This is a genomic window from Sphingomonas carotinifaciens, assembly GCF_009789535.1.
GTDB classification, from domain to species: Bacteria; Pseudomonadota; Alphaproteobacteria; order Sphingomonadales; family Sphingomonadaceae; genus Sphingomonas; species Sphingomonas carotinifaciens.
On record NZ_WSUT01000007.1, the window covers coordinates 86,021 to 98,880 of the forward strand.

Annotated in this window: 10 protein-coding genes; 3 read left to right on the forward strand and 7 right to left on the reverse strand. The window is 63.8% G+C overall.

Annotation, left to right across the window (positions count from 1 at the left end; translation table 11 throughout):
- Positions 1-172: 172 nt before the first annotated feature.
- The 3 genes from GQR91_RS18570 to GQR91_RS18580 all read left to right on the forward strand — a co-directional run bounded on the left by GQR91_RS18570 (position 173) and on the right by GQR91_RS18580 (position 5,908).
- Positions 173-934, forward strand: a complete 762-nt coding sequence (locus GQR91_RS18570) for an ImuA family protein (RefSeq protein WP_174236658.1) — start codon at positions 173-175, stop codon at positions 932-934.
- 118 nt (positions 935-1,052) lie between these two features.
- Positions 1,053-2,633, forward strand: a complete 1,581-nt coding sequence (locus GQR91_RS18575; protein ID WP_235904121.1) for a Y-family DNA polymerase — start codon at positions 1,053-1,055, stop codon at positions 2,631-2,633.
- Positions 2,630-5,908 (forward strand): error-prone DNA polymerase, encoded by a 3,279-nt coding sequence (locus tag GQR91_RS18580; RefSeq protein ID WP_149683119.1) that lies wholly within the window; start codon positions 2,630-2,632, stop codon positions 5,906-5,908. Before GQR91_RS18575 ends, GQR91_RS18580 begins: the two co-directional genes overlap by 4 nt.
- A 322-nt stretch (positions 5,909-6,230) precedes the next feature.
- On the opposite strand, the gene GQR91_RS18585 is transcribed toward GQR91_RS18580, so the two are convergent.
- The 7 genes from GQR91_RS18585 to GQR91_RS18615 all read right to left on the reverse strand — a co-directional run bounded on the left by GQR91_RS18585 (position 6,231) and on the right by GQR91_RS18615 (position 12,857).
- Positions 6,231-7,103 (reverse strand): DUF7146 domain-containing protein, encoded by an 873-nt coding sequence (locus GQR91_RS18585; protein WP_149683121.1) that lies wholly within the window; start codon positions 7,101-7,103, stop codon positions 6,231-6,233.
- Positions 7,104-7,937: 834 nt separating this feature from the next.
- Positions 7,938-8,261 carry a single-stranded DNA-binding protein gene (locus tag GQR91_RS18590; protein WP_149683123.1) on the reverse strand — a complete coding sequence of 108 codons (324 nt, stop codon included), beginning with the start codon at positions 8,259-8,261 and terminating at the stop codon, positions 7,938-7,940.
- Positions 8,262-8,263: 2 nt separating this feature from the next.
- A complete protein-coding gene (locus tag GQR91_RS18595; RefSeq protein WP_249042677.1) occupies positions 8,264-8,623 on the reverse strand; it encodes a hypothetical protein in 360 nt (119 codons plus the stop codon).
- Between the two features lie 424 nt (positions 8,624-9,047).
- Positions 9,048-10,295, reverse strand: a complete 1,248-nt coding sequence (repC, locus tag GQR91_RS18600) for a plasmid replication protein RepC (protein ID WP_149683124.1) — start codon at positions 10,293-10,295, stop codon at positions 9,048-9,050.
- A gap of 471 nt (positions 10,296-10,766) precedes the next feature.
- Entirely contained in the window at positions 10,767-11,630 is an 864-nt protein-coding gene (locus GQR91_RS18605; RefSeq protein ID WP_235904123.1) for a replication initiator protein A, read from the reverse strand.
- Between the two features lie 316 nt (positions 11,631-11,946).
- Positions 11,947-12,405 carry a helix-turn-helix domain-containing protein gene (locus tag GQR91_RS18610; RefSeq protein WP_149683125.1) on the reverse strand — a complete coding sequence of 153 codons (459 nt, stop codon included), beginning with the start codon at positions 12,403-12,405 and terminating at the stop codon, positions 11,947-11,949.
- Positions 12,375-12,857 carry a hypothetical protein gene (locus GQR91_RS18615; RefSeq protein WP_149683126.1) on the reverse strand — a complete coding sequence of 161 codons (483 nt, stop codon included), beginning with the start codon at positions 12,855-12,857 and terminating at the stop codon, positions 12,375-12,377. The genes GQR91_RS18610 and GQR91_RS18615 overlap by 31 nt, the downstream gene beginning before the upstream one ends.
- Positions 12,858-12,860: the final 3 nt, after the last annotated feature.

Here is a 12,860-nt window from a genome sequence, read left to right on the forward strand (position 1 = left end):
CATCACCGGATCAGCCCGCCGAAGGCGCCCTCTCCTCTGCCTGACCGGCAGGCTCCGGTGTCTCAAGCTAGCGGTCGGGCCGGCCTGGAAGGTTCTGAGTGGGCTGCGGAATCACCTTGACCGACGATCGATCTTTACGGAACATAAGGGGAACGAGTAGAGTCTTGCCTGTATGTCCACCGCCCTCACCATCGCCACACCCGATATCGAACACCTGCGCACCATCGCGGCGCCCATGACGGATTTCCGCGTCATGCCGTTCGGCGTCAGGGCGATCGACGGCAGGCTGGGGGCGGGAGGGCTGCGCGCTGGGGCGCTGCATGAAGCGAGCCCGCGCGCCGCGTCACTGGTCGATGATGCTGCAGCTACCCTTTTCCTTGTCGGCATTGCTGCGCGTGAGGCATCCGTAGCCGGCGGGCTCGTTCTCTGGGCGAGCTGTCGAACCGATCTCTATGCGCCTGCGCTGGAGCAAGCCGGCTTGCCGTCCGCGAGCGTCATCTACGCGCAACCGCGCGACGACGCTGCGCTGCTCGCCGTCGTCGAGGATGCGGTCCGCGACGGAACGCCCTGTGCGATCGTTGCGGAGGCAAGCAAGGTGTCGATGGTCGCGACACGACGGCTGCAGCTCGCAGCGGCTGAAGCCGACATGCCGGTCCTGCTCCTTCGGCGGGCGCGCAGCCTGAACCAGGAGGTGTTCGCCGAGCCATCCGCCGCTTGGACGCGGTGGCGCATCGGTGCCGTGCCGTCCGAGCGTCTCGCTGTTGCCGGTGTTGGACGGCCGCGGTGGTCGGCGGAGTGCGTCCGTCAGCGTGGGGGCGAGAGCTTCTCCCTTATCGTGGAGGGCAGCGATGAGACGGGTTGTCTCGCTGTTCCTGCCGCACCTGGCCGTCGAGCGGCTGAGGCGGTTGGAACGGTCCGCTCCGCTGCGGCCTGACCGGCCTCTCCTCGAACTGCCTGTCGACGACGATCCTGGAGCATGTTCGGTGCCTCGGGGCGGCGGATGGCGTCCAGGTGCGCGCTGGGCGCGGGAGGGCTTGCCGTCCCGGGCGACGGTGGAAGCGCAGGTCGCGGCGTTGCCAACCCATGCGCAGCCGCCGATGCGCGAGCTTGGCAGGCGATCGGAGGCGGCGCGCCACCCCTATACGGCAGCCGCGCCTGCTGTCCGGCGAAGTGTTCCGCCGCAGGCGACATCCGCGCATGCTCCCCTCGCGCTGATCGGCAAGTCGGGACGGCGGGAGGAGGTTGTCGCAGCCTGTGATGGCGCGCGCGCCCTCGGCATCCATTGCGGCATGGCGGCGACACATGCCCGCGCGCTCGTATCCGATCTCGACTTCCGTCCGGCCGAGCCTGCAGCCGATATGGCGCTGCTTGATCGTTTGGCCCTGCTGGCGCTTCGGCGTTGGTCGCCGATCGCTGCGGTGACACCGTCGGATGGTATCTGGATCGACCTCACGGGCTGCGCCCACTTGCATGGCGGCGAGGAGATATTCTGTCGTCGCCTGCTCGCCTTTTGTCGCCGTGCAGGTTTCACAGCGCGGGTCGCGGTCGCGGACACTGCCGGAGCCGCGCATGCGCTCGCACGCTTCGGTCGCGATCCGCTGAGCCGCGCGGAGCCTGGCGCGACCGCGAATGCGATTGCACCCTTGCCGATCGTTTCCCTGCGGCTCGCACCTGGTGCGATCAGCGCCTGTCGCCGCTTCGGTTTGGAAACCGTGGCGGACCTACTGCCGGTGGCACGCGGACCACTCGCGCGTCGGCTTGGTCTGCCCGCGATCACGCGGCTCGATCAGGCACTCGGTGCGATCGCGGAGCCAATCACCCCGCGTGAAGATGACGAGGTGCCGAGGGTCGAACGTCGACTCCTTGAGCCGATTGGGACGGCCGAGGCGATCGAACAGGTAATGAGCGACCTGCTGCGCGACCTCGCGAACCTTCTACGCGAACGCGGTGTCGGCGCCCGGTCGCTGCGTCTCACCGGGCTCCGGGTTGACGGGATCAACCAAATCATAGGCATCGGCACGGCTCGACCCACGCGCGACGTGCCTCACCTGCTGAGATTGTTAAAGCTCAGGATCGAGCGGATCGATCCCGGCTTGGGCGTGGAGCAATTCTGGCTCGCAGCTCCTCACACAGAACCGCTCGACGCGGTCGATCTCGGCGCGGTGCTCGCTGGCGATGCGCTGATGCGCGATCCTGCGCGTCTGGTCGACGTTATCGCCGGGCGGATCGGCCCTCGCGCCGTCTTTCGCGCGAGGCCGCTGGAGAGCCATGTGCCTGAGCGGGCCGTTACCAGATCCGACCCGATGGTGCTTCCCGGCCGCTGGCCGGCGTGGACGCGTCCCGTTCGGCTGTTTGCTCGGCCCGAGCCCTTGAACCGCGTCATAGCGCTCATGCCGGACCAGCCTCCGCGGCGATTCGAGTGGCGCGGACGCGTGCATCGGATCGTCGCCGGCGACGGCCCGGAGCGCGTGCATGGCGAATGGTGGCGGCGTGACGCAGAGATGTGGGCCGTTCGGGACTATTATCGCGTCGAGGATGAGGAAGGGGGCCGATACTGGGTTTTCCGCCGTGGCGACGGGTTTGCGGAAGACACGGGTGATCTCAGCTGGTGGCTGCACGGGGTCTTTGCATGACCCATTATGTCGAGCTTCAGGTTCTCACGCACTTCTCGCTGCTCCGGGGCGCATCGTCACCCGAGGAGCTGTTCGCGGCAGCGGCGTTGCTCGGCTATCCGGCGCTCGGGATCAGCGATCTCGGTACGGTCGCGGGCGTGGTGCGTGCCTGGGAGGCGCAGAAGGCGACGAACGTACGCTCGATCGCAGGCACGCGCATTGACCTGTCCTGCGGTCGGCGCCTGCTCCTCTATCCGACCGACCGGGCGGCATGGTCGCGGATCACGCGGCTGCTGACCATCGGCAAGAGGCGGGCGGGGAAGGGGGCATGTCTCCTCCATTGGAACGACCTCGAACCATGGTCGGAAGGTGTCGTCGCCATTCTGCTGTCGCACGAGGCGAACGAAGATAATCTGGCAGCGCTTCGCGATTTGAAAGCGGTCTATGGGCGGCGCGGCTACATGGCGCTCTTTCAGCAACGCCGTCCGTGCGATGCGGTTCGCATCGAAGCGCTGGCTCGGCAGGCGGGTGGCATGGGTGTGCGTGCCGTCGTGACCGGCGACGTGCTCTACCACGCACCCGAGGCTCGCCTTTTGCAGGATGTCGTTACCGCGGTGCGCGAGAAGTGCACTGTCGACGAGCTTGGTTATCGGCGTGAGGTCAATGCCGATCGAGCGCTGAAGCCCCCCGAGGAGATGGTACGGCGCTTTCGTGCCTATCCGGACGCGTTACAAGCCAGCGTCGACATCGCCCGGGCGTGTACCTTCGATCTCGGTGAACTGGCGTACCAGTATCCGCATGAGCGTGTCATCGAAGGCTTGTCGGCGCAGGAGGCGCTCGAGAAGCTTGCCGGCGAGGCGGTCGATCGAATGTTCGATGGCAAAGTGCCGGACGCATATCGAAATCAGATCGCGCACGAGTTGCGGCTTATCGCGGACCTCGGCTACGCGCCGTACTTCCTGACGGTTCATGCGATTGTGCGCGAAGCTCGCCGGCGTGGCATTCTGTGCCAGGGCCGCGGCTCGGCCGCCAATTCCTGCGTCTGCTTCGTGCTGGGGGTCACTTCGATCGACCCGGTGAAGCACGAGCTGCTCTTCGAACGCTTCGTCTCTGGCGAGCGCCGCGAGCCGCCCGACATCGACGTCGACTTCGAGCATGAGCGCCGTGAAGAGATCATCCAGTGGATTTACGAGACCTATGGTCGTGATCGCTCGGCGCTGACCGCCGTCGTCACGCGCTACCGCGCGCGCGGTGCGGTGCGTGATGTCGGCAAGGCGCTTGGATTGCCCGAGGATCTGACGGCGTCGCTGGCGGGCCTCGTCTGGGGCTGGTCGGCGGAAGGCGTGGGCGAGAAGCAGGTCGACGAACTCAACCTCGACATCGGTGATCGCCGCTTGCGCCTGACGCTGGAGCTGGCCCGCAAGCTGATCGGGGTACCACGCCACATGAGCCAGCATCCCGGCGGCTTTGTCCTCACCCACGATCGACTCGACGACCTCGTCCCGATCGAGCCGGCCGCGATGGCGGACCGGCAGATCATCGAATGGGACAAGGATGACATCGATGCACTGAAGTTCATGAAGGTCGACGTCCTGGGCTTGGGGATGCTCGGTTGCATGAACCGCGCCTTCAACATGCTCGAAGAGGACAAAGGGATCAGGATCGGCTTGGCCGACCTGCAGGACGACGACCCGGCCGTCTATGCTATGATCCAGAAGGCCGACACCCTCGGTACATTCCAGATCGAGAGCCGCGCCCAGATGTCGATGCTGCCGCGGATGAAGCCGCGTCGCTTCTACGATCTCGTCATCCAGGTCGCGATCGTGCGGCCCGGACCAATCCAGGGCGACATGGTCCACCCGTATCTGCGGCGACGAGAAGGCCTTGAGCGCCCCGAATATCCGCGGCCGGAGTTGCGCGCCGTTCTCGAAAAGACGCTTGGCGTGCCCCTGTTCCAGGAGCAGGCGATGAAGGTGGCGATCGTCGGCGCGGGCTTTACGCCCGCAGAGGCCGATGCATTGCGGCGGGCGATGGCGACCTTCAAGTTTACCGGAGGCGTCTCGCACTTTTCGGAGAAACTGATCGAGGGAATGGTCGCGAGGGGGTATCCGCGCGAATTCGCCGAACGCACGTTCAGGCAGCTCGAAGGGTTCGGCTCCTACGGCTTTCCGGAAAGCCACGCCGCCAGCTTCGCCAAAATCTCCTATGCCTCATCGTGGATCAAGCACCACCACCCGGACGTGTTCTGCGCGGCGCTCATGAACGCGCAGCCGATGGGATTTTATGCGCCGGCCCAGATCGTCCGCGATGCCAGGGAACATGGCGTCGACGTTCGGCCACCCTGCGTCAACGCGAGCCGCTGGGACTGCACGTTGGAGACGACGGGCGGACGCTACCTTGCCGTCCGCCTCGGCTTGCGCGTCATTCGTGGTCTGTCGAACGCTGACGGTGCAAAGATCGTCGGAGCGCGCACGACCGCACCCTATGAAAGCGTCGAGGACGTGTGGCGTCGATCTGGCGCGCAACGCGCCGCGATTGAGAAACTGGCCGACGGCGACGCCTTTCACGGCTTCGGTGCCGATCGACGCCAGGGCTTGTGGAAGGTAAGGGGATTGGGCGAAGCGCCTTTGCCGCTCTTCGCCGCGGCCGATCGAATGGCTCTCACCCATAGCGCGGAAGGCAACGAACCGGACGTCGCGCTGCGGCCGCTCACCGATGGCCGCGAGGTGATCGAGGACTACCGCAACCTTCAGCTATCGCTGCGCGCACATCCGCTCTCGTTCGTCCGTGACGAACTGACGCGCCGGGGCGTGCGACGCTGTGCCGACCTCGCCGGGATCCGTGACGGCCGCCACGTCGAAGTGGCCGGCATCATCCTGGTTCGACAGAAACCGGGATCGGCAAAGGGCGTGCTGTTCATCACCATCGAGGACGAAACCGGGATCGCGAATGGTATTTTATGGCCCGATCGTTTCGAAGCGCAACGTCGCACCGTGATGTCCGCGTCTATGGTCGGCCTGAAGGGTCGTGTGCAGAAAGAGGGCGAGGTGATTCACATCATCTGCGACCGGATCATCGATCATGGCGACCTGTTAACGACCGTCGGCGACATGTCCTTTCCGCATCGAACCGGTCGAGGCGACGCGGCGCAGCATCCAGGCTCTCCGGACCGCGGCGACGACGGCTACAAGGGCGGCGGTTGGAAGCCTGAGCGTCGCGATTGTTACTGGCCGCCCCATGCGGACGGAATGGATCCCGAGCAGGTCATGCGCTTCAAATCGCATGACTTCCATTGATCCGTGTCGGCGCTCCCCAGACATCAGCGCGTCGTCATCGCGCTATCGGTACATATATTGCGCGCCGGCGTGGCTCGTTGTGCGGAGACGCGCATCGATGGGATCGAGGTGCGCTTGGCGCTGAGGTGTCTGCTGCCCCACTGTCCGGAGCGCTGGCCGCTGGAGCTGTACTGGGACGCAGCGGGCCAGGAGAATGAGATCGGCCGAGCCCAAGGAGTGACCGCTGCATTCAACGGGATCGTCCGCCAGCTACGCAAGGCGGGGCGCTACGATGAGGTTGCCCCCCTGTGATGCCGATGATCGAAGATGGCTTTGCGAAAAACTATAATGACGCTGCGAGCCGTGCCCGCCACGCATCGTTCCAATCTTTGTGCACGTCGGGCACATGTGGCACAAGCTCACGACCGCCAGCGCTCAGATGCTCGCGCGCCTTCTCGAAGAGCCGTTCGGCGGCACGACCGCGGTCGGCGAAGACGATGATCCGCCGCACTTTCTCCGGGATCGCCACGAAGGCGAGCCGCTCGACACCGCCCAGCGCCCAGGTCGGTGTTCCGAACCACGCCATCGCTGACATCGCATCCTCGACACCCTCGGCGAGGCCCAGTTCATGCGTAGCAGGCGCGAGGCGGATCGCGGCGGTGCCAAGCAGGCCGAGCGAGACTTTCGGCTTGAGTATTGGCTTGCGCAACACATCCGCGGGATCAAGGAACGTGCGCTGAACTGCGATCACACCCGCGTCGCTTTCGACTGCAGCGATCATCGCAGGCATGATTTGCTTGCTTGAGCCTGACCCCAGGATCGTTGCTGGATTGAAGCGCAGCGAGCGGGGGTAGGGGCCGAAAATACCGCGCGCTCGGAGATAGTCTTCGGCCAAGGTGCCGACGACCGGTACGCTGGCCTTCCAGAGGCGCAGGGCGAGTGCGCTCATGTCGCGCTTCGGCTTTCCTTGCGGCATCGCCAGAGATGCACGATCGTGAAGACGCTGCCGCTGAAGAGCCTTCATGACCTCGATCGTGCTGCAGCCGGCAAAGCAGTGGAAGAGAATAGCGGTATCGCCGAGCCGGACCGACAGGCTTGGAGAACCATCATCATGCGCGGGGCAGCGACATTCCCCACGAGAGCCTCGCCAGACCCCACCGAGTTTCTCGACGATCGTCTTGGCGCGCATTTCAGCGTCGAGGGGAAGTCTCGGCATCGAAGCTATCCTGGATGTTGGCTGAAACCCGATCATGCCCAGACGCTCCGGTAGATTGAAACCGAAGGCGCAACGGCATCCTCGCCTCCGAGACGAGCAACCCGCGCTGGTGAAGGGGAGAACGGATGAGACCGCGCCTCGTCAGGCGGGCCCAACCGGGCGCGGGCCGATGTCGTTCTAATACCGACCGGTGAACAGGTCGCCGAGAGCGCGTCGCCGGAATGCGTTCCACCACCTGCGCCGACGGTGTTCCGCCGCATCGTGGATCATGTGGCATCGAGGACAAAGCGCAGCAAGATTGCGCCAGCGAGGCCCGCTGAAGCTCGGATCGTGGTTGAGATGGGCTGTCGCTAGGTAAACGGGTTTGCGCGTAACGCGAACAGCGTCGAGCGCTACGAACATGGGCTGGCGACGCAAACGGCGCCCACGACCGTCGCGCCAAAGCTGTGCATCCCGGTCCCACCATGTGCCATCCGAACCAGCGAGTTGCACAGCCTTGCGACCGTGGGGGCGCTTGCAATGTTCGCATCGGCCTCCCGCACGCTGAAAGCGAACGATCCGGCTGATTTCCGGCCAGTCGATTGGATAGAGCCAGCGATGTTCGGGTCGGATCGGCATGAGGCGATTCTGAGTCATTCGGCATCGGAACGAAAGGAGAAAATAAACCTGCAGTCCCCCTCCCGGCGCAACTCGAATGCTGCGGTGGATAAAGAGCGGCGGCAGGGGAGAGTGCTGCTGTGTAGGGAGCGACAATCAACCGGTTCAACATCGCGCGCGGAGCTGGATGCCGCGTCGTCGGAGTGCAAGACCGACCTTGGATGTCGTCCGCGTCGCTCATGCCTCCGCGCCGTTACCCTTGGCGAGGACGGAGAAGGTGTCGGCGATCAGCTCGGTTCGGTACGTCGGCTCATTGCCCTCGTTATGCTGGCTCTCGCGTACACGACCGGTGACATGGACCAGGTCGCCTTTGCCAGCAGCTTCCAGAAGGCCGGTGAGGTTGGAGAAGCAGATCACGTTGTTCCAAAGCGTCTCCTGTTTCCACTCGTCGCCATCGCGACGATTGTAGTTTGCCGCGATACTGACATAACTCACCTTCTCGCGCTTAGTGACCTTTCCAACGCGCCCGATAATTCGGAATTCGGCGATGTTCTGCGGCATGGTCATTTCCTCCGATTGAGGTCTAAATCAAAATCCGCGCTCGACGGCCGTGTGCGATATGGCTCTCGGTTTGATCGAAAGTGGTATTGGGCGACGTTCTCGGGCGTCGCGTAGATCTGGTAGGCAGCGATCCAGTTGCGACGGATGGCGCTTTGAGCATCGTCGAGCTTCACGCGACGCTCGCAGACAAGACGCCACAGCACATAGGCCAGGACGTTCTTGTCTGCGGCGTTCGCCTGGCCAGCGCGCGGCTGAAGCCAGAGGTTGCGGTGATCCAGGGGCGCGCCGCCTAGCGAAATCGGAACAAGATGGTCGAGCTCATAGGCCGCCATCGGCTCGCCGGGATGCTGATCTGCCATCATCCGGCGCTTCAATGGCCCGGTGATGCTGTAAGTTGGACGCTTCGAACGCGAATAACCCGGGCGGCATATCGTCGCATCAATGTCGACCTGAGTGACAGCGGGATCGATGGCGCCGGGAACCTCGGGTGGCGGCAGCCGCCCGGCGCCGCTGATCGCTGGCGGGCTATGAACGGCCTTGGCCAGCCCCCCGACCGCAGCGCAGAGCGGACTGGCTGGCGCTTGCTTGCATTCGAGCCCCGCGTCGCCAGCGAGGGGGCGGTGCCAGATAACAACAGCCGAGACTATCGCGGCGCCACCCAGAAGTGCGAGGCTCCTCAACGACTGCCCACACAGGTGCGGGTGGCGACGTCTCGCAAGGCCCAGCGATCAGACTTCATAGTCCGGCTTTACCACAGAACGATATTGGACACAAAGAAGCGATAATTCAATGCGCCGTCATGCGCTCGGTCCGGAAGCCCCACAGGCTCTTGGCGAGGTCCAGCTCATCCCGCTTGGCCTTCCCGACCATGCCGGCGAAGTACGCCCCCGGGGTCAGCCGGATCTCAGAGCGCGAGTGGCGCTCTGCGGTGATCATCATTGCGATCGCGGCTGCATCGGGACCGAGTTTCTCGAGCGCATCGACATAGGTGCCGGTGCGAATGCCAAGATCATGCCTCAGGCGTGACGCAGCACGATGGATGTCCGACCAGGCCGGTTTGCGAGCGCCGACATACATCGCGGTCGTCGGAAACATCTCCATCAGCTCCGCGGGGCGGGCCTTGAACTGGCTATTGGACGGCGACGCTGGGAGATCGGCCGAGGATAGGGCATGCCCTGTCGGGTCAGAACTACAAGCTCGCTCAGCCTGTACATCTTCGATGGGGTGAGGGCTGGTTTGCATATGTATGAAGGGCTCATTTTTTGACCCCGACCCTTCATTTTCTTCTGGAAACATGAACTGGTCGATTGTGCTGCCGACCTGTTCCTCGACCTGTTTGAGTTGGGCGATCGCAGCCATAAAGCCGTCGCTATCGCGATTTGCTCGCGCCTGACCAGCTGCCGCCGCGACCCTGTCGAGGAACTCCTGCAGCGCGAACCAGTGCGGTCCGGTCAATCGCATATGGGCAGCTTGGGCAAGCGCCTGGCTGACCATCCGGCGAACGCGAGCGATTTCCTGCCGACCTTCCTTGAAAAGGCGCGATTGAGCCGTGTACGCGTCCGCCAGCGCGCGGAATTCCTCGTATCGGATGCGCAAGGGGGAGAGGTCGACGCCGAAGGCGACCGAGATCGCGCCAGTTTCGTCCCGACGACCGGTGCGCCGGCCATGCCCGCTATCACGGGCGAGAATGAGCCCCAAGCCTCGGAGCTGACGCAGACGCGCCTTGATTGCGCTGACCGTCTTTCCGGCCGCTTCAGCGAGCGTGACATTGCTCGGCCACGCGATCGGCGTGCGACCGGCCTTCCAGTCGTCCGCATGCGTGAAGCTGATGAGGTGTTCGAGCGTCTGTAGAGCGCCAATGCCGATGCCGAGCGCCGGCGCTGCACGCTTCATAATGGCGAAGACCGCTTTCCGCTCGACTTCGGCCGGCGCGTCGGCGAGCCCGGCCTCGAGGGCGCGGGCGATCTGACGTGAGAAGGCCGTAATCGGCCGGGCACCCGTGCCCCCGGTGAATACCGTTTGGGTATAGGTCATCGTTCGTCCCCTCGGATGAAGGGCCGTCAGCAGGCAAAACAGAGGCGTGGCGCGAAGCGCGCTCCCTTGAACCGAGGTTCGAAAATCGCTACGCAGATGATCTACGAGTGACCGGTCAGCGTTTGGCGACGCTGCCACGTTGCGATTTCTGGGTGCCCGGCCTTCGTGCCGGGCATTCGTTTATGTGCTCACGGCCACCCTTTCTGCTCGCTCCGCACGGACCAGATGCCGATCGCGGAGAACACAAGGGGACGATGCCAGCACACTGCACTGCTCGGAAGCGGTCATGACTCGTGCTTTGGCGGACCGGAGCCGCAAAAATTTCGTGCTTTGACGGACCTTCGCGCGAGGCATTCGTGCTTTGACGGACGCTGATTCGTGCTTTGACGGACGCCGAGATGACGTCCTGCCGCGAATTCTTCGTGCTTTGCCGGACCCTACCGAATCGGGCCAAGCCCGATTCGCGAAGCCCTATTCAGCTATTGCCTTGGCGCTTTTGGGAACAAGCGTGACAAGTGTCGGCGCCGCAACCCGGCGCTTTGGCCCCGATGCGGCGGGTACATCCGGCTCATTGAGCAGGATGCTATAGTCCGGGATCGAGTCGGCTTCCGCAATTCCACGAAGAACGTGCCGAAAATGCTTGAGCGAGTTCTGATAACCGAGCTGCAGGCGTAGATCGTCGAGGTCGACCTGGACTGGACCGTCGATGCAGGTGGAGCGAGCGACTTCATACAGCCGTCGCTCAACTGGTCCGAGCTGGAAATAGTCCGGTGAGTATTCGAGGACGCGACGGTCCTTCAAAATAGCGCGGTACAGCCAGTCGCAAAGCCGGACCTGGACCCCCTTCATGCGCGGCTCGCCAACACGCGTCTTGGTGTACTTGATCGTCGCCTCAGAAAGCCAAGAAAAGAAACCAGTCTGCCCTTCGCCGCCTGCTTCGATATTTGTCTTGATCTGCGTACCTTGCAGACGCTCCAAAGCGTCCGCCAGTCGCGTGTAGGACCTCGCCGAGCCGTTTACGCCGGTAACGCGGAAAAGGTCATGCGCGGTGAAGTAGAAGTCCTGGGCGACCCGCTCGCCTGCATCCATCTTCGAGACGAGTAAGCTCGCGATATAGAGTAGGATTTCCTTGTCGTAGATCGTGGCGACGCCGCGTGGTCCGGGACCGATCTCGATCGAGACGGTATCGGTCTTATACATCAGCGACTTCTTCCATCCGCTTTTAGCGAGTGCGAAAAACGGATACGCCATTAGCGAATGCTCGCCGCGAACTTCGGTCAGCAGCGGGCTATCGAGGACGAACAGATCGCCCTGGCTCGGCGTAGGGCCGGTCACGAGGCATACCCCGTGGTCCGCGAAAGCACGAAGGTGCGCTCGGCGAGGTCCTCGAAAGCACGAAAGGAGGGCGCCTCCGTGAGGGCGACGGCCGAGTTCGAGCCAAACTTGGAGCGATGTTCGTGCTTTTGCGGACCTACCCAGCGCGAGGTGCAGCGCGCCGCGCGTTCGGTGAGGGACGAGTAGGAAAAGCTCGGAATCATGGCTCGATGTTTATCAGGTCAGCGCCACATATCCCAGCCGCTGATAATGCCCGTCATACCAGGGCACGTCCGTTCGCCGCGCCATAGGCGAGACCGCCCGCCCGCGCCGGCTCTTACCGATGCGGGGGCAGGGCGGCGATCTGCAGATCGAGCCATTGCTCGATCGCGGATCGGAGACGCGGCAGCATCGTGACGATCGCCTTGCGGCGGTCCGTCGGGTCCGGCGCACGATTGATGAGGCCGAGCGCTTCGAGGTCCTCGATATGCCGCAACGCGGTGGTCATCGACCCGCCGCTCAGTGTGCACAGCTGTGACACCGCGATCGTGCTTCCTTCCTGCTCAGCGACATAGAGCTCGAGGATCATGTCCCAGCTCGGATCCGAGAAGCGAACTCCTTTGAAGCAGCTCCCGCGGCGGCGTCGGCCGGCAAGCAGCGTCTTCGCTTCCGCAAGGCGCTGGTCGGCTAACGTTCCGGTGGCGGCGGCCGCGGAAAGCAAGGTGTTCTCGACGGCCTTGCGAGGAAGGCGAACGACGACGTCGATCAGGTCGTCGTCCGATGGTGCTGGATCCATGATTGTCTCGATCCATTCCGCAGATAGGGCTCTGCGTCGCGAGGGAGGCGCAGCGTGCCGAGCGCCAGCGCACCAAGGGCGAGATAGGCGTAAATCCCCATTCCGGTGTGATAGGCAAAGATCGACACCTTCGGCAGCAAAGCTCCGAAAAGGCTCATAAACAAATCGCCGAGCGCGAAGCCGGCCGCCCAGATCGGCCAAAACCGGGTCGTCGTAATTCCAAGCCAGAAGAAGCCTATGGTAACACCAAGATCGACGAGTAACGTCTGACCATGGCCTGGCGCCCATACGACGGCAGACGAGAGCAGCCGCATGGCCGAGGTGAGAGCGAAACCGGCAATGTTCACCAGCACGCCCAGTCGTTCGGGACGGCCGCCGCGAATGAGAGCTAAGATTAAGACAGCCGCCATGACCGCATTGAATGCGAGGGCTAACAAAATCTCGACTCTCATCCC